Raw genomic sequence first — 25,762 nt, 5'->3', positions numbered from 1 at the left:
TTTTGTCCCGCTCCCGGGCTCTTACCGATCCCGGCCCCGCCCCGGGCCGGCCCCACCACCCATGGGTGGTCGGGACGCCGGGGCCGTGCCGCCGTCCGTCGGTCAGTACCAGCCGGTGCAGGCCAGGCCGTACGGGCCGGTGGGCTGGACACACGCGCGGGCCTGCAGGTCGGCGTCGTTCAGCATGACGGTGTAGTTGCCGACGTCCTCGGTGACCGTGGCGCGGTGCGTGCCACTGAGGTAACGGCTCTCCGCCTTGATGTAGGAGATGTTGGAGTAGGTGGTCTTCGCCCACGCCGTCCGGCAGCGCGGGCTGTAGCGCAGGATGATCGAGTTCACCGGGTCGATGACCTTGAGCTGGTCCCGTGCGTCGTCGTTGCAGTAGTAGTAGCAGGTCGAGCAGCCGCTGGTGTAGATCTTGTACGTGGCCGGGTTCTTGTAGTCGCACGACGAGCCACAGCCGGTGGCGGCCAGCGTCACCTCCGGGATGTAGGTGCTGTTCTCGGTGACCATCTCGGCCAGCGTCAGCTGGTCCGGGGCGGGTGCGGCCGGGGCGGGTGCGGCCGGGGTGGTCGCCGCGGCGGGGCTCGACGCCAGGCCGACCGGCACCACCAGCGCCGCCAGCAGCGCGAGCGCGCTGAGCATTCTCTTCACGGTTCCTCCTGAGTAGCGGTTGACGGGCACATCGTCAGGAAAGGGCCAACCGTCTGGTCATCATCGGGCCACCACGGCGAGGGCGGCCGGGTGGATCGCACCCATCCGCAGGTCACCTGGCGGGTACGGCAGAATCCACGGCATGGACATCGACTGGGAGCGGCTACGCAGGGCCGCCACCGAGGTCATGCGGCACGCCTACGTGCCCTACTCGCGGTTCCCGGTCGGGGCCGCCGCCCTGGTCGACGACGGGCGGGTGGTGGTCGGCTGCAACGTCGAGAACGCCGCGTACGGCGTGGTGCTCTGCGCCGAGTGCGGGGTGGTCTCCGCGCTGCACTCCTCCGGCGGCGGTCGGCTGGTCGCCCTCTCCTGCGTGGACGCCACGGGCGAACCGCTGATGCCGTGCGGCCGGTGCCGGCAGCTGCTCTGGGAGCACGGCGGCCCGGAGTGCCTGATCGAGGCGAAGGGCGGTCCGCTGCGGATGGCCGAACTGCTGCCGCACGCGTTCGACGTGACCGATCTGGAGGCGGTGGTCGGCGAGACCCCGGTGCCGGTGGTGCCGGAGCGGCTCGCCGCCTGGCGGGGCCGGGGCACCGTCTTCGTGCACCCCGACCTCGACGCCGGGCAGCAGGTCTGGACGGCTTACTGGGAGCGGTCGGCCGGGGACGACGCGGGTGCCGAGACCGGCGTGCTGGAGGAGGGCCCGACCTGGGACGAGCCGGCGGCGGCGATCACCTGGGGGCACGCCCGCACGCCCCGGGTGGTGGTGGTCGACGAGACCGGCACCATCTACTGGGCCGGCGAGGGGGAACCACCGAACGAGATCCCGGTCCGCTGGTCCGGGCAACCCGGCGAGGGGGAGCGATGAGCGGGTTCGCGGCGGTCGACGTCATCCGGACGAAGCGGGACGGCGGGGTGCTCTCCGATGCCCAGATCGACTGGGTGGTCGACGCGTACACCCGGGGGCAGGTGGCCGACGAGCAGATGTCCGCGCTGGCCATGGCGATCCTGCTGCGCGGCATGACCGCCCCGGAGATCGCCCGTTGGACGGCCGCGATGATCGCCAGCGGCGAGCGGCTGGACCTCTCCGCCGTCGCCCGGCCCACCGTCGACAAGCACTCCACCGGCGGTGTCGGTGACAAGATCACCTTGCCGCTGACCCCGCTCGTCGCGGCCTGCGGCGCGGCCGTGCCGCAGCTCTCCGGCCGGGGTCTCGGGCACACCGGCGGCACCCTCGACAAGCTGGAGTCGATTCCCGGCTGGCGGGCCGCGCTGACCAACGACGAGTTCATCGCCCAGCTCCGCGACGTCGGTGCGGTGGTCTGCGCCGCCGGGGAGGGGCTCGCCCCGGCCGACCGTAAGCTCTACGCGCTGCGCGACGTCACCGGCACCGTCGAGGCGATCCCGCTGATCGCCAGTTCGATCATGAGCAAGAAGATCGCCGAGGGCACCGGGGCGCTGGTGCTCGACGTGAAGGTCGGTTCCGGCGCGTTCATGAAGTCCGTCGACCAGGCCCGGGAGCTGGCCCGCACCATGGTCGAACTGGGCGGGGCGCACGGCGTCCGGACGGTCGCCCTGCTCACCGACATGGCCACCCCGCTCGGCCTGGCCGTCGGCAACGCGGTCGAGGTGACCGAGTCGGTGGAGGTGCTCGCCGGGGGCGGCCCCGCCGACGTGGTCGAGCTGACCCTCGCCCTGGCCCGGGAGATGCTCGACGCCGCCGGGCTGCCGGACGCCGACCCGGCCGCCGCGCTCGCCGACGGCCGGGCGATGGACGCCTGGCGCGCGATGGTCCGGGCGCAGGGCGGTGACCCGGACGCCCCGATGCCGAAGGCCGACGAGGTCGAGGTGGTCCGCGCCGACGCCGACGGCTTCGTGACCGCCGTCGACGCGTACGCGATCGGGGTGGCCGCGTGGCGGCTCGGCGCGGGCCGGGCCCGTAAGGAGGACCCGGTCAGCGTCCCGGCCGGGGTGGTGCTGCACAAGCGCCCCGGTGACCCGGTCCGGGCCGGTGAACCCCTCTACGAGCTACGTGCCGAGGACGCCGGCCGGATCCCGGCCGCCCTGGCGGAGGCGGCGGAGGCGGTCCGGATCACCCCGACCGCGCCGCCGGCGACGCCGCTGGTGATCGAGCGGATCGCCTGAGACGGGCGGGCCGAGGTGACCGCCGTACCCGCACCCGATCCGGGAGCCGTCCGCGAGGCGAGCCTCGACGAACTGGGCCGGCTCGGGCTGCCCCTGCCGCCGGGGAACTTCCCGCTGGTGTGGGAGCCGGGGGACGAGATCGAGCTGCGTCCGGCCAGCGAGGTCGAGGCGCGGATCGCCGTGCTGCACCTCATCCTGGCCCGCTGTTTCGGCATGTCGACCGAGGCCGCGATGGCCTGGCTGCTCACCTCGCGACTGGTGGACTCGGTCACCCCGCCGGAGTGGGACTTCGTCACCGCCGGCCGGGGTGACCACCGCTCGTTCGTGCTGCACCACGACGCCCTCTTCGCGCTGACCTGGGTGCTCGGCCTGACCCGACAGCTCGACCCGTCCCTGCCGGTCGACGAGGACCTGGTCGCGAAACTGCCGAACATCGCCGGTGGCGAGACCTTCGACGGGTGGCGGGGACGGCTGCTCGTCGCCCCGCAGCATCCCGCCGACGCGGCGGCCCTGCTCGACCTGCACTACTGCCTGGACTGGGCGTACCTGGAGTCGGAGCGGCAGGGGCTGCCGCTGCCGGGGGTGATCGACTCGCACGCGATCGGTCAGCGCCGCTGGGCGTTGGAGTGGGCCGTGGTGCTGCGCGGCCCGTACCACGACCCGCCCCCCGGCTGGGAAGAGGTCGACCTCTCCACCTGAGGCCCGCGCCGCCCGAGACCTCCGGCCTGCGCCGCCACCCGGGGCGGCCGGTTTCGGCCCGCCGACCCGGGACGGCCGGGTGGCGGGCCGGGCGGTCAGGTCGGGCGGTAGCGGGCGAGCCGCACGGCGGCGGTCACCGTGACCGGCTCGGGCAGGGCGGCGATCCGCGCGGTGAGCCGGGCCGGGTCGGTGTGCCAGGCGCTCGGTCCCATACCGACCAGGGTCCGCACCTCCTTCCGGGCCAGCTGAAGCCGGTGCCGGTGGGTGCGCTGCCCGGCCGGTTCGAAGTGTCCCGCGAGGCTGTCGGCCACCCGGGCGCCCTTGGCCGGGTCGACCCGCAACAGCCCCAGCCGGTCCACCAGCTCGACCAGGTGTTCGGCGGTCGGTGTCACCACGAGCAGGGCGCCGTCCGGCCGGAGCACCCGACGGAACTCCGGCCCGTTGCGCGGGGCGAAGACGTTGACCAGGACCGCGACCGTGGCATCGGCCAGCGGCAACCGGCCCCAGGTGTCGCAGACGGCCGCGCCGGCCCGGGGATGTGCCCGAGCCGCCCGGCGTAGGGCGGGCTTCGAGACGTCCAGCGCCAGGCCGACGGCGGTCGGCACGGCGTCGAGCACTGCGGCGAGGTGCCGGCCGGTGCCGGCTCCGGCGTCCACCACCAGATCCGGGTACGCCACCGGTTCGCCCACACCGTCGCCGGGCCGGACACGACGCGGCACCGCCCGCATGGCCGCGGTGGCGAGCGCCGCCGAGATCGGGTCGTAGTGCCCGGCGGCCAGGAACTCCTCCCTGGCGGCGATCATCTCGGTGGTGTCGCCGAGGTGCGGTGCCCGGCCCGTGAGCAGGTTGACGTAACCCTGGCGGGCGATGTCGAAGCTGTGCCCGGCCGGGCAGCGCAGGGCCCGTGGCGGTGCCGCGTCGGCCTGGTGCAGCGGCTGGCCGCAGACCGGGCAGCGGAGGTGGGGGAGCAGGTCGGGGTGCACCCGGTCAGCCTAGGGTCATCGGCCGGCGACGCTGAGCGGGTCAGCCGGAGGCGGAGCCGACCACTAACATCGGGCGATGCTGGATCTCGCCCGGTTCACCGCAGTGGGTCAGTTGGTCAGGCGGGTCGTCGACGAGGTGGTGATGACCCGGTTCCGCCGGCTGGACGCCGCCAGCGTCGCGGAGAAGGCCCCCGGAGACCTGGTGACCGTCGCCGACACGCTGACCGAGCAGCGGCTCACCGAGGAACTGGTCCGGTTGCTCCCCGGCTCCACCGCCGTCGGCGAGGAGGCGGTCGCCCGCGATCCGGCCGTGCTGGCTGCGCTCGGCGGGCCGGCGCCGGTGTGGATCATCGACCCCGTCGACGGTACGGCTGGGTTCGTCGCCGGTGGCACCCGGTTCAGCACCATGGTGGCCCTCTCCGTGGCCGGGCGGACCGTGGCGTCCTGGGTCTACGCTCCGGTCAGCGGGACGATGGCCACCGCTTCGGCGGGGTCGGCGGGTGGCGCCTGGCTGGACGGCCGGCCGGTCACTGTCCCCGCCGGTGCCGGGTGGCCGGGGCTGCGGGTGGTCAATACCGATCCGCGCTACCACACCCCGGTCGACCAGTTGGTGGTCGACCGGCTCGCCGGACTCGGCGCGACCGTCGTCCCCTGCGACGGGATCGGTCACAGCTATCTCGACCTGGTCACCGGCCGGGCCGACGCGCTCGCGGTGAGCTGGGAGAAACCGTGGGACCACGCGGCCGGGCTGTTCCTGTACGAGCGGGCCGGTGGCTGCGCCGGTGCCGCTGACGGCACCCCGTACCGGGTCACCGGTGGCAACGCCCTGCCACTGCTGGCCGCCGCCGACCGTCCCACCTTCGACCAGCTCTGCGGGCTGTTCACCGCCGGGGCGCCGGAGACCGGTGGGCGATGAGGAACAGGGCCAGGCCGAGGACGGCGGCGACGCCGACCACGACCGGCACCGGCCCCCAGCCGAACCGGTCCACCGTGCCGGCGAAGAGGGGCGGCCCGAGCAGTGACCCGCAACTGCCCAACTGCACCAGGAGCCCGTTGCCCATGCCGAGCTGATCCGCACCGTCGACCACCTGCGGCACGGTGGCGAAAGCCACCGCCACCAGGATCCCGTTGACGAACAGCAGCCCGGCGGCGGCTCCGATGGCCAGGGCGGGACTCCGGGCTCCGCTGAAGATCCCGAGGGCCAGGACCGGCATGGTGAGGGCCAGCGGGCCGAGCACCGGGATCCCGGCCAGGCGGCGTAACAACCAACCGGCGAGGATCCCGCCGGGCACGCTGACCAGCGAGACCAGGGCGACGGCCAGCCCGGCTGTCGACGACCCCAGGCCCGTGTCGGTGGACAGGAACGTGGGCAGCAGGGTCAGCACCGCCACACTGATCATCGACACCGCGCCGAACCCGGCGGAGAGCGCCAGTACCCGGACCAGCACGGCCGCCCGGATCCGGGGCCGGGCGGCCGGAACGCCGGTGTGGCCGTCCGACTTCCCGACCGGCAGGTCCGCTCCTCCGTCGACCGGTCCCGCCCGGTCGGCGTACCGGCCGGGGCCGGGGAGCCGGACCGCTGCCAGCGCCGCGACCGCCGCGACGCCCGCGCCGAGCAGCAGGAACCAGAACCGCCAGCCGCTACCGGCGGCGACCCCGCCGGCACCCGAGCCGACGGCCAACCCGACCGGGATGAACGTCCCCCACAGCGAGAGCGCGGTCACCCGGTCGGCGCCGGCGGTCAGCCGCATGATCAGAGCTGGAGCCGCGACCACGACCAGCAGGTATCCGGCGCCCTCGAACAGCCGGGAGGCGAGCAGGCTGGTCGCGTCCCAGGCGAGTGACCCGGCGGCACCGGTGACGGCGAGCAGGACCAGCCCGACCAACAGGCTGCGCCGGTCGCCCAGCCGGTCGGTCCACACGCCACCGACCAGACCCAGCACCGCCGCGATGCCGGTCATGGCGGACGCCGCCCAGCCGACGGCGGACAGCGAGAGGCCGAGATCAGACTGGATCGGCCCGAAGACCGGGCCGATCTTGCCGAGGGCGGCCGCTGCCAGCACCCCGGCGAGATAGGTCAGCAGCACCTGGCTCCAGTTGGTCCGGAGCACCGGGCCGGTGGACGTCGTGGCCGTCATCGCCGGGTCGCCACCACCAGTGGCGGCGAGAACGTGCGTTCCACCCGTGTCCGGCTGACCAGCCTGCCCCGATGAATCACCATCCGGTCCATGGTGGACGCTGCGATCGCCTCGGTCAACGATTGCGCCCGGATCGCCAGCAACTCGGCCGGCGCACCCGCCTCGATCCGTACGGCCGGCAGACCCATCACCGTACGGGCCTGGGCGCTGACCGCGTCGTAGGCCTCCGCCGGGTCCAGGTGCCCTGCGGTGACCAGCAGCGACGCCGTCTCCAGTGGATCACCCCGACCGACCGGGTTGAACGGGTCCCGCATGTTGTCGCCAGCACCGGCGACGGCCACCCCGGCGGCCCGCAGCGCCCTGATCGCGGTCAGGCCGCGCGGCACGGAGTGCCCGTGCTCGCGGCCCTGGAGGAAGAGGTTGGTGGACGGGCAGGTGATCACACCGATTCCGGCGGCGGCGACCCGGGCGACCACCGCGCGGGCGGCCGTCTCCCCGCGTACGCCCAGGCTGACGCAGTGGCTGGCGGTGACGGCCGGCCGGAAGCCGGTGGCCGACACCAGCTCGGCCAACTCGCTCAGGGTGTCGACAGCCGGGTCCAGTGTCTCGTCGGTGTGCAGGTCCACCGGTCGACCGGAATCCGCCGCCACGTCGAGCAGCAGCCGCAGGCAGCCGGGCGGGTCCGGGTCACGGTAGGGCGCCGCCCCGATCACGTCGGCACCCGACCGTACCGCCTCGATCAGCACCGCCCGGTTGCCCGCGCCGTCGGGGCCGGACACGGGGTGGTCGACCATGGCGACGACCTGAAGCTCCACCTGTCCGGCGAGTTCGTCGCGCACCTCGAGCAGTGCCTCCAGCATCCGCAGCCCGGTGGCGACACCGACGTCCACGTGGGTGCGGATCGCGGTGGCCCCGTTCCCCAGTAACTCGTACGCCGCGCGCAGCGCCCGTTCGCGGACGTCCGCCCGGGACACCGAGCGCCGGTACGCGTACCAGGCGTCGACCGCGCCGCGCAGGTCACCGGCCCGGTTGCGCAGCACCGTACCGGTGAGCACCTTGTCGAAGTGCGAGTGCGGTTCGGCCGGAGCCGGCAGCAGTAGATGACCCGAGAGGTCGAGCCGTGGTACCCCATCGGCAACCGGGCTGCCCGCCGGCCGGACGACGGCGATCCGCCCGCCGCCCAACAGCACGTCGACCACCTCGCCGCTGGCCAACCGCGGGCCGGCCAGCAACAGCCCGTCGGCCTCCCGGTCGGGTGCCCGGCCGACCGGCATCGGCCGGTCGCTCGTCGAGCGTGGGAGGCTCACCGCTCCGGCTCCTCCTGCCGGCCCGGGAACCCGACACCGCTCAACAGGTCACCGGCATCCAGTTCACCGAGGTCGGGCAGGACAAGGTCACCCTCGAGCGACTCGTACAGGCTCAACCCGATGACGGCCACCCCGGCCTCGCGCAGCAGGGTGGTCGCTGACGCGGAACTGCTGATCACCGCTGCCACCTCGTACCCGCCGTCGCATTCCTTCTGGACCAGTCGCCGGGTCTCCAGCAGGGTACCGCCGGTGGCGCACACCCCGTCCAGGTAGATGACCACGTCGTAGTCGTCCTGCGGAATGGGGGTCATGTAGTCGGCCCGGACGGACCGCATCCGGCCGTCCCGGCTCATGCCGACGAAACAGAAGTCGGCGTCCTCGAACTCGGCGACGAAACCGGGGTAGAGCAGCGCGCCACCCCGCAGGATGACCACGGCGAGCACCCGGCTGTCCGGACCGGACCAGGTCCGTACGGCGTCGCGCGTGTGCCGGGCGAGCAGGGCCCCCACCTCGGTGGTGCGACGCCGGATCTCGCCACTCGGCCGGCGGGCCCGCTGGATCCACGCGTACAGGTGATCCGGGTCGGCGATCTCCACCGCCGGCATCATCGCCGGGCCCGACGTTCGGCGATGAGCGCCCGGCATTCGGCGAGCAGGTCCCGGTCCGGGGCGGCCAACACCGCACCGAGCGGGTGTGACCCGTCCAGGGTGGCCCGACCTTCGGCCAGGAGCTTCCGGGTGGCCACCAGAGTCACCGCGAGTCGGACGTCCTCGGCGGCGAGCAGGTCCTCGACCAGCGACGCGACGTCGTTCTTCGCCATCGCCGAGGCGTGTACCTCCTTGTCCAGTTCGATCACCAGGTCGGACAGGGACCACACCCCCTCCTCCACGAGCAGATGGGTGATCGGGTCCTGGAAGAAGGTGGCGACCGCCTCGGCGAAGCTCTCCTGGCCGAGCAGCAACCGCCGGTCCGGCGCCGTGCCGCAGAAGATCCAGAAGGTGCCGTCCGAGTTCAGCGTGACGGCCACCCCCGGACTCGCGGCGTAGCTGCCGCGAATGGCGTCGTTGACCGTGGTGGCCAGGGAGAGCCGTCTGCTGCCGGTCTCGAACGGGCCGTAGTACTCGTGGATGGAGCGGGACGTGTCGTGGTGGCCCTCCGCCAGCTCGCTGGCCTTGCCGCTGCGGCGGAACACGTTGAACGTGATCGGTATTTCTCGGCCGTCGGGGAGGACGAGCTTGCGGTTCCAGTCGTTGACATCGACGAGCCGGGCCCCGAGTTCCTCGGCGATCTGCCGGTCGACGATGTCCCAGTCCGGCTCGATGCTGCGGAAGCCGAGCCCGAAGCCGGGCCGCTGCTCGGCCCACGCCCGAGCGACGTTGCCGTAGTGCTCCAGCAGTACCGGTCGGGGTGCCTCGAGGTGGTAGCGGTCCAGGCTCAGCCGCAGTATGACCTCGGGCCCGGTCGGGTTGTCCGCCAGGGCGGCGTCGAGTCGGCGGATGAGCGTCTTCGCCCGGGTCGGCTCCTTGCCCCAGTAGCCGGCGGTGACGATGTCGATCTTCGGTGTGGTCACCTCGGTGAGCAGCCGCAGGATGCTGTTGAATTTGAGGAACGGCTCCCCGCCGCCGGTGATGTTGAGCTTCTGGGACCGTGACTCGTTGATGAGGCGGATCGCGTTGGGCAACTCGTCCCGGGACAACGAGTCCTTCGCCGACTTGCGTTGCAGGTCCGAGGAGTACATGCAGTGCAGGCAGGCGACCGGACAGAGCTCGCTGAGGTGGATGAAGAAGCTCGACCCGGTGGTCGGCAGTTCCGAGATCCGTGGCGTGAAGGCCCCGATCAGACTCTCCCGGGTCGACTGCGGTGTGGCGAACGCGGCTTCGAGCACGGATTCCGACACTTCTACCTCCCCCGTCGCCGCCACCAGGCGGCGCAACAAAACTGGCGAACCTGCGTGGCACCCGTCCGACGGGTCCAGGAAGCGCCCGGCGGCAGTTGCCCGATGGTCAGGGCGGTCGCCAGCGGAACCAGGCATCGTCGATCATGGATGTGAATCATCACTTCGAAGCGCAACCCATCGTAGGCTGTCGATTACTCTTTGGAAAGCGACGGTGCGCTCGGGCCGGGTTTACGCAGGCGATCCGGGCGGTGGACGACCGGGTCGACCTCTGCGGCGGGCGGCCGGTGTGCTCGGCGCGATGCCGTGGGCACCGACCACTAGAGTCGGGTCATGGTGGCAATCGGATACCAAGAAATCGTCCAGGCGCCCAAGGCGCTGCTCCACGACCACCTGGACGGTGGGCTGCGGCCGAGCACGATCATCGAACTGGCCGCGCAGTTGGGACACGAGTTGCCCAGCACCGACCCGGAGGCGCTGGGCCGGTGGTTCGTCGAGGCGGCGAACTCCGGCTCGCTGGAGCGCTACCTGGAGACCTTCGCCCACACGGTGGCGGTCATGCAGACCGCCCCGGCGTTGACCCGGGTGGCCCGGGAGTGCGCCCTGGACCTGGCCGCCGACGGGGTGGTCTACGCCGAGGTGCGCTTCGCCCCCGAACAGCACCTGGAGCAGGACCTCACCCTGGACCAGGTGGTCGAGGCGGTGCTGGCCGGCTTCGCCGAGGGCAGTGAACTGGCCGCCCGCGCCGGCAACCCGATCCGGGTCGGCACCCTGCTGACCGCGATGCGGCACGCCGCGCGGTCACAGGAGATCGCCGAGTTGGCCGTCCGGCACCGGGACACCGGTGTGGTCGGGTTCGACATCGCCGGCGCCGAGGCCGGCTTCCCGCCCACCCGGCACCTGGACGCCTTCGAGTACCTCCAGCGGGAGAACTTCCACTTCACCATCCATGCCGGCGAGGCGTTCGGTCTGCCCTCGATCTGGCAGGCGATCCAGTGGTGCGGCGCGGACCGCCTCGGGCACGGGGTGCGGATCGTCGACGACATCACTCTCGGCGACGACGGCCCGCAGCTCGGCCGGCTGGCCGCGTACGTGCGGGACAAGCGGATTCCGCTGGAGCTGTGCCCGTCCTCCAACGTGCAGACCGGGGCTGCCCCGTCGATCGCCCAGCACCCGATCGGCCTCCTGCGCGACCTGCGGTTTCGGGCGACCGTCAACACCGACAACCGGTTGATGAGCGGCACCTCGATGTCGCGGGAGATGGCGCTGCTGGTGGACGCCTTCGGCTACGGCTGGAAGGAACTCCAGTGGTTCACCATCAACGCGATGAAGAGCGCCTTCATCCCGTTCGACGAACGACTGCGGATCATCGACGACGTGATCAAGCCGGCGTACGCGAAGCTGCTCTCCTGAGCCCGCCCGGCCCCGTGGCCGGACCGGGACCGGGGTCGGCCGCCGGGCGGGCCCGGCGCGGGTGACCGTAGCGGGATCAGGATCGGCGCGGGTGGCCGGCGAGCAGCGCGGCCACCCGGCGGAGCACCTCCCGGGCCCGCGCCGCCTCCGCGCCCAGGCCGGTCTGCCGGCGCAGCACGGCCGGTTCCTCGCGCAGCAGCGTCAGGCCGCGCCGGAGGAGCACCCGGGGTGCCTTGCGCTGTTCCACCAGGTCCCGGGTCAGCCGGCGGACGAATGTCGCACCACGTGGCCGGCGAAGGGCATAGGCGCCGGCGAGCAGACCCCGTTCCCGGCACTCGGCGACGATCTCGGCGGCGAAAATCCCTTCGGCGACGAAGAATGGCGATCCGGCGAGGTCGAATGTCCGGGTGGCGACCCGACGGTCTTCGCCGATTGCATAAACCGGCACTTCGGCCTTGCCGTCACGAGCCAGTCGAGTAATGGTTTCCACGGCAAAGCCGGCATCCCAGGCGTGCGGCGAATCCCAGTCGATTCGGTCGTGCCGACGTGGCAACGTAGGGTCGTCGCCGTTCTTGTAAAAATCGTCCAGGCAGAGCACGGGAAGTCCGGTTCGGTGTGCAATGTAGGACTTTCCGGAGCCTGAAGGGCCGGCGAGCAGGACGACACGGTGCGGGGTTTTCATTACGGTAGGTGACTCCGGCCAGACGGGCTGCGATCAAAGTGTCTCAACATCTCATCACACCCCGGGCGAGGGACAGCCTGGGCTTTCTCTTTGAGAGGCGGCGTGATGGAATCTCGGAGGTCCGACCCGCCGGGTCGGTCGCTGGGCGTTGCCCGGAGCAACGCGGCGGACGCTGGGATCAAGAGGGCGGTGACGTGAGCAAACGGCCAAAGACGGCGGGCTCCTTCCTGTCGCGAATGCGCCGACCGGCTGGTCGGCTCCGCGACATGCCGATCTGGTCGAAGCTCGGCCTCATCATGATCGTGCCGACCATCGCCACAGTGGTCGTCGGTACCAATGGTCTGATCGACCACCTGGACACGCTCAACAGCGCCAACCGCGCCGGCGACCTGGCGAACCTCACCGGTTACTCCGGTGAGCTGGTCGACACCCTCCAGGACGAACGGGCTGCCGCGGTGCTGCTGCTCGGAGCGAACGCGCAGACCCGGGAGCAGTACAACAAGGCCTACACCGAGGTGCACCAGCAGGTCGACCGGGCACGGGGGCCGTACTCCCGGCAGCGGGCCGAGATCGACGGGCTCCCGAACAACTTCGAGAAGGTCCTCGACCGGATCGACCAGAGTCTGGCGGACCTCCCCGGCACCCGCAGCCAGGTCTTCAACAACCGGCTGCCGCTGACCGACGCCGCCCGGTCCTACGAGGGTCTGATCAACGACCTGCTGGACATCCGGGACTCGGCCAGCCAGCTCGCCGGGGACACCGACCTGAGCGAGCGGATGCGCGCCGTGGCCGCGAGCGCCCGCGCCAAGGAGTTCCTCTCGGTCCGCCGGGTCGTGGTGCACCGGGCGCTGATCCAGGGCTCGATGAGCCCGGTGCTGCGCACCGACTACATCGCCACCGGCACCGGTCAGCAGCAGGCCCTGCAGAGTTTCCAGGCGGTCGCCAACCAGGACGAGTCCGAGCTGTACCAGCAGACCGTGGCCGGTTCGGACCAGCGGCAGGTCGAGAACTACCTCGGCTGGATCAACGGCAACACCACCGAGAGCATGGCCGGCGCGCCGTTCGGGGCGAACGAGTGGGACGCCGCGATGGTCGCCAACGCCGAGCTGATCCGGACGGTCGAGGCCGAGCTGGACGGTGACGTGATCCGGCTCGCCGACCAGCTCCGCTCCGACGTGCAGCGCCGGGTCTTCCTGGAGACCGGTCTGCTGCTCAGCATGCTGCTGCTGGCGATCTTCTTCGCCTACCTGGTCGCCCGGTCGATGGCCCGCTCCCTACGTGACCTCCGACAGGGTGCGCTCTCCATCGCCCAGTACGGCCTACCCCAGGCGGTGGCCCGGCTGCGGGACCCGAAGGTCACCGGCCAGCTCACCCCGATGCAGCTCGCCAACCAGATCGCCGAGCCGCTCCCGGTGCGCAGCAAGGACGAGTTCGGTCAGGTCACCGAGGCGTTCAACGCCGTCCACCTGGAGGCGGTCCGGACGGCGGCCGAGCAGGCCGCGCTCCGCGCCTCCGTCGCGACCATGTTCGTCAACCTGGCCCGCCGGTCCCAGATCCTGGTCGACCGGCTGATCGGTCACCTCGACCGGTTGGAACGCGGCGAGGAGGACCCGGACCGGCTGGCTGAGCTGTTCCAGCTCGACCACCTGGCCACCCGGATGCGTCGTAACGACGAGAACCTGCTGGTCCTCGCCGGTGCGGACTCCACTCGGGTGCAGCGGCAGCCGGCCGCCCTGATCGACGTGCTCCGGGCCGCCCAGTCCGAGGTCGAGCACTACACCCGGATCGAGTTCGGTGTGATCGACCGGGACCTCGAGGTCGCCGCGCACGCGGTCAACGACCTGGTCCACCTGGTCGCCGAGCTGTTCGACAACGCCACCGCGTTTTCGCCGCCGGACTCGCAGGTCATGGTCGAGGCCCGTCGGGTCGGCGACCGCGCGTCGCTCTACGTCGAGGACCGGGGCATCGGGATCAGCGCCGAGCAGATCGCCGACCTCAACGAGCGCCTCGCCACGCCACCGCAGGTGGACGTCGCGGTCTCCCGGATGATGGGCCTGGTCGTGGTCGCCCGGCTGGCCGCCCGGCACGGGGTCCGCGTCGAGCTGCGACCGGGCACCGAGCGGGGCACGGTCGCCGAGGTCGACCTGCCCACCTCGGTCCTGGTGCCGCGGGCGCTCTCCGGTCGGGTGCAGCAGCCGGGGCTGCCCGCGTCCGGCCCCGCTCCGGCCACCCCGCTGCCCACCGTCGGCACGCTGCCGGCGCTGGGTAACGCCCCGTCGCCTGCGGCACCCCGTCCGGGCGGCTCGGGCAACCAGGTCACCCTCGGCGGACGGCCCTTCGAGCCGGGGCCGCGCAACGGTACGCTGGGCGGCGCCCGGTCGCTGCCCGCCTGGTCCGACCTGACCGGTGCGGACGTCCGGTCCGGCGGGGACGCCTTCACGCCCCGCCCGGCCAACGGACAGCAGACGGACGCGCTGCCGCAGCGGCGCGCGACCGGCGACGAGGAGTCGGCCGCAACCGGCCAGCCGCCGGTCGTGCCGCGACAGCTCCCGACCTACCCGGAGGCGCGGACCGGCTACCCGTCGGTCCCACCCCCGGTGTCGGCCCCGCCGGTCTCCGGTCCGCCCGTCTCCGGTCCGCCGGTTTCAGGTCCGCCGGTTTCCGGTCCGCCGATGCCGGCCCCGCCGGTCTCCGCACCGCCGGCCCGACCGGCCCCGCCCACACCCGCCCCGCCGGTCTGGCCGCCGGTGGCCGGGACGGAGCGGGAGGTGCCCACCCCGCCCGTGCCCGAGCGGCTCGCCGCAGCGCTCGACATGACCACCGAGCTGCCCCGCCTGCCGCGCTCGGCGGGCGATCCGCCGGCCGGGCAGCCCGCGCCGGCCCCGGAGGTCCGCGACCGGCAGCGGTACGCGGACGAGACGATGGAACTGCCGATCTTCCGGGAGTTGGAATCCGCCTGGTTCCGCACCCGCCGAACGGTCAACGACGAGACGGCCGGCGGTGCCCGGACCTCCCTCGGGAGCCTGGACGACGCCCAGACGCAGCAGCTCACCGCTGTCGACCGGGGCCGTCCGCCCGTCCAGAAACCAGCAGGGACGACAGGTAACGCACCGATGGCAACGAATACCGGAGGCGCGTCGCACGACAACGGTGCGGCGACCAACGGGAGCGACCGTTCCGCGTACGCCGAGAGCCTCGCCGGCCGACGCACCCCGCAGCCCGTCGGTGGTTGGCAGACCGCCGCAGACGACGGCTGGCGGGCCGCCAGTGCGGCCAACGAGGTGCCGGTGGCCGAAACCACCCAGACCGGTCTACCGAAGCGCAAGCCCATGGCGCAGCTCGTGCCGGGTGGGATCGAGAAGCCGGTCACGTCGGTGCAACGGCGTACGCCGGAGGCGGTACGCGGACTTCTCTCGGCATACCATCGTGGCGTGCAACGCGGCCGAAGCAACCATGCTGACAGCCACTCGTCCGGCCTGGGGGCGACTCCGGGTGGGCAGCAGTCCTCGCAGTCTGGCTCAGGCCCCCGGGCCGGGAGCAGGCAGAAGGAGCAAGAAGGATGACAACTACGCAGGATCTTGGTTGGCTGCTGGCCAACTTCGCCGACCGGGTGCCCGGTGTCGCGCATGCGGTCGCCGTCTCCGCGGACGGCCTGCTCCTCGCGTCGTCACGGGACCTGCCGCGTGACCGCGCCGACCAGTTGGCCGCGATCTCGTCCGGCCTGGTCAGCCTTACCCAGGGAGCGGCTCGCTGCTTCGAGGGTGGTGCGGTGCTCCAGACAGTGGTCGAGATGGACAATGGCTTCCTGTTCCTCATGTCCATCTCGGACGGCTCGTCGTTCGCGGTGCTCGCCGCCCGGAGCTGCGATGTGGGGCAGGTCGGGTACGAGATGGCGCTGCTGGTCGACCGGGTCGGCGACGCGCTGACCCCGCAGCCGCGCGCCGCCGCGGGAATGCTGGGTTGACACGGGCGCTGACCGTACGGTCGGCGGACGAACAACGAAAGAGTCGACGGGTTCCACCGGAGCGAGCCGGTGGCGGGTATGCGGAAGGAGGTGAGCGGCGAGATGGTCGATCGTGACGAGCCCACTGGGGCGCTGGTCCGTCCATACGCCGTCACCCGAGGTCGTACCCGCCCCCGCCTCGACATCGCGCTGGAGGCGCTCGTCGAGACGACGGTGCGTGGTCGGACCGCTGCCAATGGCAACGGTGGTCAGGGCCGCGAGCACCAGTACATCGCCGCGCTGTGTGACGGCCGGCTGCAATCGCTCGCCGAGATCGCGGCACGGATGCAGTTGCCACTCGGGGTGGCCCGGGTGCTCATTGCCGACATGGCTACGGACGGCCTGGTCGCGGTGCACGAGCCGACCATCCTGGACGACTCCGACGACGCGGTGGGCACTGAACTGCTGGAGAGGGTGCTGAGTGGACTTCGCAGGCTCTGACATGTCGCACCGGCCGCCGACTCCGTCGAGCGGGCGCGTGACATCGGCGAAGATCGTTATCGCCGGTGGGTTCGGCGTTGGCAAGACGACGCTGGTCGGCTCGGTTTCGGAGATCACGCCACTGACCACCGAGGCGATCATGACCTCGGCGGGAGTGGGCGTCGACGACACCCGGCAGGTGCCGGGCAAGACGACAACCACCGTGGCGATGGACTTCGGTCGTATCTCGATCGACCGTGACCTGATCCTGTACCTCTTCGGTACACCGGGTCAGACACGGTTCTGGTTCATGTGGGACGAGCTGGTCCGGGGCGCCATCGGCGCCGTGGTCCTGGTCGACACCCGCCGGTTGGCCGACTGCTTCGCGGCCATCGACTTCTTCGAGCACCGGCGGCTGCCGTACCTGATCGCCATCAACTGCTTCGACGGGATGCAGTACCACGACCCGCAGGACGTCCGGGACGCGCTGGCGATCTCCCCGGAGGTGCCGGTGGTGGCCTGCGATGCCCGGCAGCGGGAGTCGACCAAGCACGTGCTGATCTCACTGGTCGAGTACGTGCTCACCATGCGCCGTACGCGCGCGGTGGCGCCGGCCTGAGGTGACCTCCGTACCGCCCGGTGCCGGCTCCGGCCGCGCCACCGGGCGGTACGTCGTCTCCGGGCGGCGGTACGGCCGCCGCCAGCGAGGCCCCCTCGACCGCCTCCGCGTTCCGGCCGGCGAGAGTGTCGTCCACCACCGGGCCGGGTCCACCCCGGCCGCGCGCCCAGCGCCTCGGGAACGGCCCGTACGCCCGAGTGGCCGTGCAGCCCCGGCCCGGGGCGCCAGCGTCACCCGCCGGGCGCCCTGCGGGCGGCTCAGCCGGCCCAGCCACCCCGGCAAGTCGGCGTGGACGGGCCGACCATCGGTGTCGCCGTGAGCCGCCCCCCACCCCGGCGACGTCCGCCGCCGGTACTACCGGGGGGACGTCGCCGTCCGTGAGCAGCCACCGTCAACGTCTGTGGCCGCCGACACGCAGGTTGGTCCACTCAGGAGCGGTAGCCGGCGGAGCGGAACTCGTACTCCCGGTCATCGTCGCGGTCGCCGTGGTCGCGGGTGAAGTCCCAGCCGCCGGCGGCCTCACGCCCGGGTCGTCCACCCACCGCGAACCCGCCGATCTCCTGTCCGCGGCGCCAGCCCCGGAAGTAGCCGGTGGTGTTCTCGGCGATGCGCGCCGCGTCCCGGACGATCCGCAGCGGACGCTCCTCGCGCAGCGGCGAACCGGGCACCAGGTTGGCCTGCGGTACCCGGCGGGGCAGCCCGGCCGACGTCTCGTCGCCCTTGACCGGCTGCGCGGCCTGCTCGGCGGCCTGCCAACCGGTGTCGGCCATGCTCGACCAGTCGAGGTCGTCGTCGTCCGAGTGCCCGACGAACCAGGCCGATTTCGCCTGGGCGAAGATGAGCAGGTCACCGTCGTTCTCGTCGGAGACCGGGGGCCGGCGGTGTTCGGTGGTGGGCCGCTCGGGCAGGCGGGGTGCGTCCTTCCGGTCCACCAGGCGCAGCGGCGGGTTCTCCGGCCGGGGGCCGGAGGTGGGGTGGAGGACGGTCCGGTCGTCGACCGGGGCCTCGAACCCGGGGCGGGTGTTCCGCTCGGCGTTCGGGTCGACGCGGTCGCCGCCCCGCTCCGGGCGGGGAACGGTGCGGGGAGCGCGGTCGACCGGCGTGTTGGCCCGGTCGTGCAGCGGCTGCTCCACCAGGCGCAGCATCGGCGGCTCCGGGGGCAGGTCGTCCGCCAGCCAGGGCGGCGTGATCCGGCCCTCGGGGCGGCCCGGGTCGGTGTGCGCGTCGACCTGCCGGCCGGGCGGCTCCTGAGCGGACTGTGCGACCGGGTTGCGCGGCGAGCTGTTGGCCGGGTCCTCCGGGTTGTTGACCAACGGCCAGTTGGCCCGGGAGCCCGGGGCCGGCGGCTCCTGCTCCGGACGCGGGGTCGGCACCGGCACGCTCAGGTCGGTGACCGCGAACCCGCCGGTCGGGGTGTCCCCGGTGGTCTTCGGGCGCGGCGGGATGACCGTCCGCTGACGCTCGGCCCGGGCGTTGTTGATCGCCGCCGTGGTGAGGGTGGGGCGGAACGGCTCACCCGCGTCGGCCGGCGAGTTGCCCCGCTGGGCCGGAGCGATCGGGGTGATCCCGGGCGGGGGCGGCGGTGACGAGACCGGCCGGTTCGTCGGGCCGTCCACCCACCGGGCGGGGGTGTCGCCCCGGCCCGGCGCGCCGTTGACCGGCGGCTTGGCCGAGGCTGCCGGGGTGACCGGAGCCGGTGCGGACGGCGGCGGCGCGACCGGGGCCGGGGCCACCGGGGGCGGGCCGAGTGGCCGCGGCGGAGTGGGTAGACCGGCACCGACCGGTTCCGGCCGGCTGCGCCGCCCGGTCGGCTGGGGCGGCACCGGGTCGACCGCGCGGAGCCCGCCACCAGCGGCGACCTCGGTGGGGTCGTCGGCCGGCGCGGCGCGGCGTCCGGGCACCGGGGACGGGGCGCTGAGCCGGGCCCGGAGCGCCCCGACCAGGGCGTCGCACCCGGCGTCGCAGGCGCGGACGGCGGCGACGGCCTGTCGCACCGTCTCCGCCACCGCCGAGGTGAGCGCCCGACTGACCGCCGCCCGGCGGGGGGTCTCGGCGATGGCCACCCGCAGGGCGGTCACCGCGTCGTTGATCGATTCGGCGTCGGCCACCCCGTCGGTCGCCAGGTGGGCGACGATGGCGTCCGCCGCGACCGAGACGTCCCGGCCCCGGGCGACGGTGCCGCCCAGCATGCCGGGCTCCGGGAGGGCGTCGAGCACGGCCAGCGAGACCGGCTCGGCCGGGTCGGGGTAGGCCCGCAGGGCGGCCGGGTAGAGCTCACGCAGTACCTCGCGCAGGGCCACGGCGGCGGTGTGCCGGCCGTTGGCGAGCGCGGCGTGCGCCGCGAGGACCTGCTTGTAACCGGCGAGGTCGCGGGGGGCCGGGAGGGTGACCGCGGAGAGCGCGCCAGCCTGGAGCGCACGGGCCAGCCCGACCGCCCGGCGCTGTGCCGGCGCCGCCTGCATCTCCTCCAGCGAGTCGTCGTCGGCGAACCGCTCGGCGAAGTCGTCGACGGAGTCGTCGTCGGCTATCGCGAGCGGCCGACCGGCCGCGCTGAGCAGCGAGGTGACCGTGTGGTCGTCGCTGTCGGCGGCGATCGCCGCACCGCTCGGGCCGCCTGACCGCTCCACCAGCAACGCCACGAGCCGGGCATATCCGGCCGGATCGTCGCTGATCTCGCAGACGTGGAGCAGCCGGCCTGCGTCGTCGACCACAGCGGACGTCAGCGTCGAACTGGCCGAAGCCGGTCGGTCTGCTGAGTCGGCCGAGGCAAGACCGCAGTACACGCGCACGAGCGCCACGGCGTCGTCCTCCTCCCGGGTTTCTGTGCCAGAGACTGATGCTCCCTGGTACAGCTCAGTCGCGCCAGTCCACGACCGCAGAGATCTTCCCGACAATGGTCCGCCACCCCAGGCTGGCGGTCTGGGCACCGATCTTCTTCAGCCGCCGGCGGCCCATGAAAGCGCCGATGCCGCCGCCGGCCGTGGCCCGCAGGGCCTCGTCCAGGTCGTCCAGGCTGGACCCGGCGGAGAGCATGTCGAGCACGGCGGGGAGCCGCAGCGCGTACGCCAGGTCACGGGCCGCCTCGCCAGCCTCGATGAGCAGGGTCGCGTCCCAGGTGTCGTGCCCGCCGCGCAGGTTCTCCACCACGAGGTCGAGCTCGTAGGTGTCCTCGTCGAGGGGGGCGATGTCCGCCGGTTCCACCCGTTCGGACAGTTCGTTCCAGCCGTCCAGCTGGGACATGTCGTGCGGGGCGCCGGAGCGGATGAAGCTGACCAGGGATTCGGGGGTCTTGAACAGCAGCAGCCGACCCCGGTGGCTGAGGAAGACGGGCACCTCCTCGTCGCCGGCGGTGTCCTCCTCCTCGTCGTCGTCCTCGGCGTCCGCCCCGGCCTTGTCGCCCTTCCGGGCCGACTGCTTCTCCTCCTCGTCGGCCTCGGCGAACTCCTCCGCGACCTCCTCGTCGAGGATCACCACGGTCTCGTCGTCGTCCTCCTCCTCGACGACCTCCCGGCCGCGGGCCAGGAACGGGTCGTCGGCATCCCGTTCGGCGACGTCGGTGGGGGTCAGCTCCCGGGCCGGGCGGTACGCCCGCAGCGTGAAGCCGGAACCGGCCGGCAACGCGATCTCCACCGGGTCGATCCGCAGCTCCTCCCAGAGCGACCGATCCGCCTCACCGGTGCTGGCGACGGTGTCGCCGGCCTCCTCCGGTTCGGTCGCTGCGGTCGCTTCGTCGAGCTGGGGCTCGTCGGCGTCGGGCCGTTGGGGCGACTGGCGGGCCACGCTGACCTCCGTGTGCTTCGGGCTGCTGACCCGGCGGTAGTCCGTGCCGTCGGGTGACTCTGCGCACATACCCTAGTGGGCGATCCGGCGGGACTGGTGCCCGCACCCCGTTGGCTAGGCCCCGGAGAGTCAGTAGCGTGGTGCGGTGTGAAGGGCCAGACGCTGCACGGACACCTCGACGCCCTGCTCCTGGCGGTGCTCGAGGACGGTGCGCTGCACGGATACGCGATCATCGAGGCGCTGCGGGTCCGCAGCGGCGGCAGCCTGGACCTGCCCACCGGCACGACCTACCCGGCGCTGCGCCGGCTGGAGCGCGCCGGCTACGTGGCCAGCTCCTGGCACACGGTCAACGGGCGGGAACGGCGCACATACCAGCTCACCGACGCCGGCCGGCGGGCGCTGGCCGGCGAGCGGGCCGGCTGGCGCGAGTTCAGCTCCACCGTCGGGCGGTTCCTCAATCCGGAGGCGCCCCCGCCGGCCACCGCCTGATCCCCTCCGGGTCAGGGGGCCAGGGCCAGGTAGCCCTGCTCGGCCGCCACCTGGATCAGCCACTGGTCGCGGTACCAGCCCGGCGTCGCCACCAGCTCGTCGTGGCGCCCCCGCTGGGTCACCCGACCGGCGTCCAGCACCACGACCTCGTCGAAGCCGGCGAGGCCGCTGAGCCGGTGGCTGATCAGCAGCACCGAGTGGTCGGCGGGTACCGCGGCCAGGGTCGAGGCGAGCACCGCGTCGGCGGCGGCCGGGTCGAGCCCCTCGGTCGGTTCGTCCAGCACCAGCAGGCCCGGCGCGGCCAGCAGCGCCCGGGTCAGCGCCAGCCGCTGCCGCTGCCCGCCGGAGAGCTGCCCACCGTCCTCGCCGACCACGGTGTCCCACTGCTCCGGCTGGGCGCGTACCCAGTCGAGCAGCCCGGCCGCCCGGGCGGCCGAGTCCAGTGCCGCGTCGTCGGCCCCACCCCGGCCGAGGAGAAGGTTCTCCCGGACGGTGGCGTGGAAGACGTGCGCCTCGGCCAGCAGTCCGCCGACCGCCCGGGGCAGCTCCTCCGCCCGGTACGTCGACAGGTCGGCCCCGTCCAGGGTCACCCGACCCCGGTCCGGCGGCACCGCCCCGGTGAGGACGGCCGCCAGGGTGCTCTTGCCCGCCCCGCTCGGCCCGACCACGGCGATCCGTCGGCCGGCGGGCAGGTCGAGATCCACCCCGTCCAGGGCGGGCGGGGCGCCGTCCCGGTAGCGGACCCGCACCCCGTCGAGGCGTACGTGGTGCCCGGCGGCGGGCACCGGCCGGTCCCCGGTCGGCGAGGGGGCATCGGTCGGGGCGGTCAGCAGCCCGGCGACCCGGGTCAGCCCGGCCCGCAGTCCGCTCCACTGCCGGGCGGCCCCGACCAGCGCCGACGCCACCTCCACGGCGGCCAGCGTGCCGACCGCGAGGACGCCGACCAGCACCCCGGAGACGTCGGCCCGCAGCGCGGTGACCACCACCGCCGCGCTGGTCGCCCCGGCGACCAGCACCCCGAGGGCGTCCACCGCGAAGCCGGTCGCGGCGAGGCGACGCTCCAGCCGGGCCAGCCGGTCGGCCCGTCCGGTCGCGGCGCGCAGGGCCGCGCCGGTCGCCCCGAAGGCGGCCAGGTCGGCGGCACCGTGGGTCAGGTCCACCGCGTCCGAGGCGAGCGCGCCCCGCAGCGGCGCCACCTCGGCGGCACCGCGTCGGGTCAGCAGCGCGGCCAGCAGCGGCAGCGCGACGCCGGCCAGCAGCAACCCCACCGCGAGCGCACCGGCCGCAGCCGGGGACACCAGCGCCGCGCCGACGACCGCGAGCACGCTCACCAGGGCCGCCGCGGCCCCCGGTACGAGCACCCGCAGCAGCAGGTCCTGGACGGTGTCCACGTCGGAGACCAGCCGGCTCAGGGTGTCCCCGGAGCGTTGGTCTGCGGCGGATCGGCGGGCCGCCAGGGTGGCGAAGACCCGGGCGCGCACGTCGGTGACGATGCGCAGCACCGCGTCGTGCCCGGCGAGCCGTTCGGTGTAGCGCAGCACGCCCCGGCCGATGGCGAGTGCCCGGACCGCGACGATCGCCACGGTCAGCCGGTCCAGGGGCGGCCGACCGGCGGCGCTCATCAGCAGCCAGGTGGCGGTGGACATCAGGGCCAGGGCGGCCAGTTCGGTGGCGGTGGCGAGCAGTCCCGCGCCGAGCAGCCGGCGCAGGTACGGCCGGGCCAGCCGCAGGACGGCCCGTTCGGCCCCCAGCCGCCCCGACGGGGCGGCCGCGTCCCGGTCCCTGCCGGCGGGCCGGCGTGGCAGCCCGGCGTCCGGGCTCATCCGACCACCTCCCCGGTCCGGGTCAGCTCGGTGACCCGCCCGTCGACCACCCGCAGGATCCGGTCGGCGTCGGCGAGCAACGCCGGGCGGTGCGCCACCAGCAGGGCGGTACGCCCCGCGACGAGCCGACGGGTCGCGTCCAGCACCACGGCCTCCGAGGCGGTGTCGAGCCGGGCGGTGGGCTCGTCGAGAAGGACGACCGGGGCGTCCCGCAGGAACGCCCGGGCCAGCGCCACCCGCTGCCGCTGACCGCTGGAGAGGCCGTGGCCGCGTTCGCCGAGCCGGGTCTCCAGCCCGTCGGGCAGGGCGGCGACCACCTCGTCCAGCGCGGCGGCCCGGACCGCGGCGGCGAGCGCCTCCGGGCGGGTCTCCGGCGCGCCGAGGCGGATGTTGTCGGCCAGGGTGGCGGCGAACAGGTGGGCCCGCTGGGGCACCCAGGCCAGTCGGCGACGCCACTCGTCCAGGTCGACGGTGGCCAGGTCGACGCCGTCCACGGTGACCCGGCCACCGGTCGGGCTGACGAAGCCCAGCAGGAGAGCGAGCAGCGTGCTCTTGCCCGCCCCGCTCGGCCCGACGACGGCGATCCGCTCGCCGGGGCGGATGGTCAGCGTGACGTCCCGCAGCGCCGTGGTCCGCTCGTACGCCACGGTGACCGCCTCGAACCGGATCTCACCCGGCTGGGGCGGTGGCAGCGGCTCCCTGCTGCCGCTTCTTGCCGAGCCAGGACCCCCTGCGGCGTCCGCCCCCTCCAGCACGGCGAACGCGTCGTTGAGCGCGCTCAGCCCCTCCATGCTGGCGTGGAACCGGGCACCGGCCGTCCGCAGCGGGAGGTAGGCCTCCGGGGTGAGCAGGAGCACCAGCAGCGCGGTGGTGAGGGTGAGCCCGCCGCCGAGCAGCCGTACGCCCACCGGGACGGCGACCAGCGCCACCGAGAGGGTGGCGACCAGCTCCAGCACCAGTCCGGAGAGGAAGGCGATGCGCAGGGTCCGCATGGTGGCCACCCGGTGCCCGTCGGCCATCCGCCGGACCACGTCCACCTGGGCCCGCGCGCGCCCGAAGGCGCGCAGGGTGGCCAGTCCGGCCACCATGTCGAGGAAGTGCCCGCCGAGACGGGAGAGGCGACGCCACTGCCGTTCCGTGGCGGCCTGCGCCTGCCAGCCGAGCAGCGCGCCGAAGATCGGGATCAGCGGCAGCGTCACCAGGATGATCAACGCCGAACTCCAGTCGGCGAGGACCAGCCGGGCCAGCACCGCCACCGGCACGGTGACACTCAGCACGAGCTGGGGGAGGTAGCCGGTGAAGTAGGCGTCCAGGGCATCCAGCCCGCGCCCGGCCAGGGTGGCGAGCTGCCCGGCCCGCTGCCCGGCGACCCAGCCCGGCCCGTGCCGACCCACCGCGCCGAGCAGGTCGGCGCGGAGGGTGGCCTTGACCGTCGCCGCGGCCCGCGCCGCCACCGTTCCCTGGGCCCAGACCACCGCCGCGCGGGCGGCGACCGCCGCGAGCAGGCCGGCGAGCGCCGCCCGGTGCAACCGCCCGTCGAAGGCGGTGGCGAGGAGGACGGCCAGCGCGGTGGCCTGGGCGATGACCAGGAGGGCGGTCAGTACGCCGAGCCCGGCGAGCACGGCGAGATGGCGCCGGACCGCGGGGACCCGACGCAGTAGACGCGGGTCGAAGGGACGACGGTTCACCGATGCATCACCAGTACACCGGTGCCCTGCCGCCGGTCCGTCCCCGGAACACCCACCACAACATCACCTGGAAGCCTAGTAGGGCCGGCAGGAGGGGCACCGTCAGCCAGGTCAACAGACGCAGGGTCGGCCCGCTGGCCGCCGCGTCCGCGACGGTCAGGCTGGCCGCCGGGTCGATCGTGGAGTACAGCGCGTTGGGCCAGAGGGTCGCCCCGACCAGCAGCACCGGCAGCGCCAGGGCCGCGCTGGTGGCGGTGAAGGCCAGACCGGGGCGCCGGCGGCCGAAGCCGACCAGCGCCACCAGCAGGGCCACCACCAGCAGTACGGGCATGGCGATCGCGGCGACCGGCTGTTGCGTCGCCTCGCGTACCCGATCGGAGAGCAGCGCCACGACGGTGGTCACGAGGCTCGCGGCGAGGGCGACCGGCACCAGCCGGCGGCCCAGCGCGGCCACCGGTCCGGCCTCGTCGACGGGGAGCCGCAGGGCCAGGAAGGCCGCCCCGTGCACGGCCACCACCGCGACCATGGTCACCGCCGCGGCCAGCGCGAACGGGGTGAAGAGGTGGCTGATGCCGACCACCCGCCCGTCGGCGTCGAGCGGTACGCCCTGGAGCATCCCGGCGAGCACCGCGCCCCAGCCCAGCGCGGCGAGCGTCGAGCCGACGACGATCACGCGGTCCCAGGCGGTGCGTGCCCACTGGCTGGCCGGGCGGCTGCGCAGCTGCACGGCGGCGGTGACCAGGATCACGCCGACGAGTGCCCCGGCGAAGGCCGGGTAGAGGCCGGCGAGGAGTTCCCCCTCCAGGATCGGGAACGCCCCGAAGAGGATGCCGACGGCGGCGATCAGCCAGACCTCGTTGCCGAGGAAGAACGGTCCGACCGCGTTGAGCAGGCCGCGCCGGGTGGCCGGATCACCGGTCCGGGCGAGCATCAGACCGGTCCCGTAGTCGTAGCCGCCGAGCACCAGGTAGGCGGCGAAGAAGAGGCCCAGGAGGGCGTACCAGGCGAGTTCCACGGTCGGCTCC

Annotated in this window: 22 protein-coding genes; 10 read left to right on the top strand and 12 right to left on the bottom strand. The window is 73.5% G+C overall.

Translation table 11 applies throughout. The features are described 5' to 3' along the window. Window positions 1-102: 102 nt before the first annotated feature. The gene (locus AB0F58_RS24305; RefSeq protein WP_357147124.1) at window positions 103-645 is read right to left on the bottom strand and encodes a DUF2690 domain-containing protein; all 543 of its coding nucleotides are present in this window, start codon (window positions 643-645) and stop codon (window positions 103-105) included. A 151-nt stretch (window positions 646-796) separates the two neighbouring features. On the opposite strand from AB0F58_RS24305, the gene AB0F58_RS24300 reads away from it, so the two are divergent. From AB0F58_RS24300 to AB0F58_RS24290, 3 genes are read left to right on the top strand one after another with little or no spacing between them, the layout of a single operon-like run. Next, on the top strand, window positions 797-1,522 hold the full coding sequence (locus AB0F58_RS24300) for a cytidine deaminase (RefSeq protein ID WP_357147096.1): 726 nt from the start codon (window positions 797-799) through the stop codon (window positions 1,520-1,522). Beyond that, entirely contained in the window at window positions 1,519-2,799 is a 1,281-nt protein-coding gene (locus AB0F58_RS24295) for a thymidine phosphorylase (protein WP_357147093.1), read from the top strand. The genes AB0F58_RS24300 and AB0F58_RS24295 overlap by 4 nt, the downstream gene beginning before the upstream one ends. Window positions 2,800-2,814: 15 nt before the next feature. After that, on the top strand, window positions 2,815-3,498 hold the full coding sequence (locus tag AB0F58_RS24290) for a DUF4272 domain-containing protein (protein ID WP_357147090.1): 684 nt from the start codon (window positions 2,815-2,817) through the stop codon (window positions 3,496-3,498). A gap of 95 nt (window positions 3,499-3,593) precedes the next feature. Here the strand turns inward: AB0F58_RS24290 and myrA are convergent, their stop codons facing one another. Beyond that, window positions 3,594-4,481: a 23S rRNA (guanine(748)-N(1))-methyltransferase MyrA gene (gene myrA / locus AB0F58_RS24285; RefSeq protein WP_357147087.1), complete on the bottom strand. Its 888-nt coding sequence runs from the start codon at window positions 4,479-4,481 to the stop codon at window positions 3,594-3,596. A 76-nt stretch (window positions 4,482-4,557) separates the two neighbouring features. Here myrA and AB0F58_RS24280 point away from each other — a divergent pair, with 76 nt between their 5' ends. After that, on the top strand, window positions 4,558-5,397 hold the full coding sequence (locus AB0F58_RS24280; RefSeq protein WP_357147085.1) for an inositol monophosphatase family protein: 840 nt from the start codon (window positions 4,558-4,560) through the stop codon (window positions 5,395-5,397). Here the strand turns inward: AB0F58_RS24280 and AB0F58_RS24275 are convergent. From AB0F58_RS24275 to AB0F58_RS24260, 4 genes are read right to left on the bottom strand one after another with little or no spacing between them, the layout of a single operon-like run. After that, window positions 5,363-6,619, bottom strand: a complete 1,257-nt coding sequence (locus AB0F58_RS24275) for an MFS transporter (protein WP_357147083.1) — start codon at window positions 6,617-6,619, stop codon at window positions 5,363-5,365. The genes AB0F58_RS24280 and AB0F58_RS24275 overlap by 35 nt on opposite strands. Next, window positions 6,616-7,926 carry an amidohydrolase family protein gene (locus AB0F58_RS24270; RefSeq protein ID WP_357147080.1) on the bottom strand — a complete coding sequence of 437 codons (1,311 nt, stop codon included), beginning with the start codon at window positions 7,924-7,926 and terminating at the stop codon, window positions 6,616-6,618. Before AB0F58_RS24270 ends, AB0F58_RS24275 begins: the two co-directional genes overlap by 4 nt. After that, window positions 7,923-8,522 carry a uracil phosphoribosyltransferase gene (locus tag AB0F58_RS24265; protein ID WP_357147077.1) on the bottom strand — a complete coding sequence of 200 codons (600 nt, stop codon included), beginning with the start codon at window positions 8,520-8,522 and terminating at the stop codon, window positions 7,923-7,925. Before AB0F58_RS24265 ends, AB0F58_RS24270 begins: the two co-directional genes overlap by 4 nt. An 8-nt stretch (window positions 8,523-8,530) precedes the next feature. Next, window positions 8,531-9,823 carry a 4Fe-4S cluster-binding domain-containing protein gene (locus AB0F58_RS24260; protein WP_357147075.1) on the bottom strand — a complete coding sequence of 431 codons (1,293 nt, stop codon included), beginning with the start codon at window positions 9,821-9,823 and terminating at the stop codon, window positions 8,531-8,533. Between the two features lie 330 nt (window positions 9,824-10,153). Between AB0F58_RS24260 and AB0F58_RS24255 the strand changes: the two genes are divergently transcribed. Beyond that, window positions 10,154-11,233 carry an adenosine deaminase gene (locus AB0F58_RS24255; protein WP_357147072.1) on the top strand — a complete coding sequence of 360 codons (1,080 nt, stop codon included), beginning with the start codon at window positions 10,154-10,156 and terminating at the stop codon, window positions 11,231-11,233. A 76-nt stretch (window positions 11,234-11,309) separates the two neighbouring features. On the opposite strand, the gene AB0F58_RS24250 is transcribed toward AB0F58_RS24255, so the two are convergent. Next, entirely contained in the window at window positions 11,310-11,915 is a 606-nt protein-coding gene (locus AB0F58_RS24250) for an ATP-binding protein (RefSeq protein ID WP_357147069.1), read from the bottom strand. A gap of 194 nt (window positions 11,916-12,109) precedes the next feature. Between AB0F58_RS24250 and AB0F58_RS24245 the strand changes: the two genes are divergently transcribed. The 4 genes from AB0F58_RS24245 (at window position 12,110) to AB0F58_RS24230 (ending at window position 16,957) form a co-directional block, all read left to right on the top strand. Then, window positions 12,110-15,478 carry a nitrate- and nitrite sensing domain-containing protein gene (locus tag AB0F58_RS24245; RefSeq protein ID WP_357147068.1) on the top strand — a complete coding sequence of 1,123 codons (3,369 nt, stop codon included), beginning with the start codon at window positions 12,110-12,112 and terminating at the stop codon, window positions 15,476-15,478. Next, entirely contained in the window at window positions 15,475-15,879 is a 405-nt protein-coding gene (locus AB0F58_RS24240; RefSeq protein ID WP_091456908.1) for a roadblock/LC7 domain-containing protein, read from the top strand. Before AB0F58_RS24245 ends, AB0F58_RS24240 begins: the two co-directional genes overlap by 4 nt. 102 nt (window positions 15,880-15,981) lie before the next feature. Beyond that, complete coding sequence (locus AB0F58_RS24235) at window positions 15,982-16,359, top strand: DUF742 domain-containing protein (protein WP_088985313.1); 378 nt, start codon at window positions 15,982-15,984, stop codon at window positions 16,357-16,359. 1 nt (window position 16,360) lies between these two features. After that, the gene (locus AB0F58_RS24230) at window positions 16,361-16,957 is read left to right on the top strand and encodes an ATP/GTP-binding protein (protein WP_357147121.1); all 597 of its coding nucleotides are present in this window, start codon (window positions 16,361-16,363) and stop codon (window positions 16,955-16,957) included. A 428-nt stretch (window positions 16,958-17,385) separates the two neighbouring features. Here the strand turns inward: AB0F58_RS24230 and AB0F58_RS24225 are convergent, their stop codons facing one another. Further along, window positions 17,386-19,755: a transposase gene (locus AB0F58_RS24225; RefSeq protein WP_357147063.1), complete on the bottom strand. Its 2,370-nt coding sequence runs from the start codon at window positions 19,753-19,755 to the stop codon at window positions 17,386-17,388. 55 nt (window positions 19,756-19,810) lie between these two features. Beyond that, on the bottom strand, window positions 19,811-20,806 hold the full coding sequence (locus tag AB0F58_RS24220) for a DNA primase (protein ID WP_357147061.1): 996 nt from the start codon (window positions 20,804-20,806) through the stop codon (window positions 19,811-19,813). Between the two features lie 78 nt (window positions 20,807-20,884). Between AB0F58_RS24220 and AB0F58_RS24215 the strand changes: the two genes are divergently transcribed. Next, on the top strand, window positions 20,885-21,226 hold the full coding sequence (locus AB0F58_RS24215; RefSeq protein WP_357147058.1) for a helix-turn-helix transcriptional regulator: 342 nt from the start codon (window positions 20,885-20,887) through the stop codon (window positions 21,224-21,226). 11 nt (window positions 21,227-21,237) lie between these two features. Here AB0F58_RS24215 and cydC read toward each other — a convergent pair whose 3' ends face one another. Genes cydC through AB0F58_RS24200 form a run of 3 tightly spaced genes read right to left on the bottom strand, consistent with a single transcriptional unit; the run spans window position 21,238 to window position 25,752 of the window. Further along, window positions 21,238-23,049, bottom strand: a complete 1,812-nt coding sequence (gene cydC / locus AB0F58_RS24210) for a thiol reductant ABC exporter subunit CydC (protein ID WP_357147055.1) — start codon at window positions 23,047-23,049, stop codon at window positions 21,238-21,240. Further along, on the bottom strand, window positions 23,046-24,737 hold the full coding sequence (cydD, locus tag AB0F58_RS24205; RefSeq protein ID WP_357147052.1) for a thiol reductant ABC exporter subunit CydD: 1,692 nt from the start codon (window positions 24,735-24,737) through the stop codon (window positions 23,046-23,048). The genes cydC and cydD overlap by 4 nt, the downstream gene beginning before the upstream one ends. A gap of 7 nt (window positions 24,738-24,744) precedes the next feature. After that, a complete protein-coding gene (locus AB0F58_RS24200; RefSeq protein WP_357147050.1) occupies window positions 24,745-25,752 on the bottom strand; it encodes a cytochrome d ubiquinol oxidase subunit II in 1,008 nt (335 codons plus the stop codon). Window positions 25,753-25,762: the final 10 nt, after the last annotated feature.

This window comes from Micromonospora sp. NPDC023956 (assembly GCF_040639195.1).
Taxonomy (GTDB): Bacteria; Actinomycetota; Actinomycetes; order Mycobacteriales; family Micromonosporaceae; genus Micromonospora.
This window is presented reverse-complemented; position numbering and strand designations above follow the sequence as displayed.

Bases quoted from the DNA above. Each gene is read 5' to 3' on its own strand.
- AB0F58_RS24305 (WP_357147124.1), bottom strand. From the start codon at position 645: ATGCTCAGCGCGCTCGCGCTGCTGGCGGCGCTGGTGGTGCCGGTCGGC.
- AB0F58_RS24300 (WP_357147096.1), top strand. From the start codon at position 797: ATGGACATCGACTGGGAGCGGCTACGCAGGGCCGCCACCGAGGTCATG.
- AB0F58_RS24295 (WP_357147093.1), top strand. From the start codon at position 1,519: ATGAGCGGGTTCGCGGCGGTCGACGTCATCCGGACGAAGCGGGACGGC.
- AB0F58_RS24280 (WP_357147085.1), top strand. From the start codon at position 4,558: ATGCTGGATCTCGCCCGGTTCACCGCAGTGGGTCAGTTGGTCAGGCGG.
- AB0F58_RS24275 (WP_357147083.1), bottom strand. From the start codon at position 6,619: ATGACGGCCACGACGTCCACCGGCCCGGTGCTCCGGACCAACTGGAGC.
- AB0F58_RS24255 (WP_357147072.1), top strand. From the start codon at position 10,154: ATGGTGGCAATCGGATACCAAGAAATCGTCCAGGCGCCCAAGGCGCTG.
- AB0F58_RS24250 (WP_357147069.1), bottom strand. From the start codon at position 11,915: ATGAAAACCCCGCACCGTGTCGTCCTGCTCGCCGGCCCTTCAGGCTCC.
- AB0F58_RS24240 (WP_091456908.1), top strand. From the start codon at position 15,475: ATGACAACTACGCAGGATCTTGGTTGGCTGCTGGCCAACTTCGCCGAC.
- AB0F58_RS24235 (WP_088985313.1), top strand. From the start codon at position 15,982: ATGGTCGATCGTGACGAGCCCACTGGGGCGCTGGTCCGTCCATACGCC.
- AB0F58_RS24230 (WP_357147121.1), top strand. From the start codon at position 16,361: ATGTCGCACCGGCCGCCGACTCCGTCGAGCGGGCGCGTGACATCGGCG.
- AB0F58_RS24220 (WP_357147061.1), bottom strand. From the start codon at position 20,806: ATGTGCGCAGAGTCACCCGACGGCACGGACTACCGCCGGGTCAGCAGC.
- cydC (WP_357147055.1), bottom strand. From the start codon at position 23,049: ATGAGCCCGGACGCCGGGCTGCCACGCCGGCCCGCCGGCAGGGACCGG.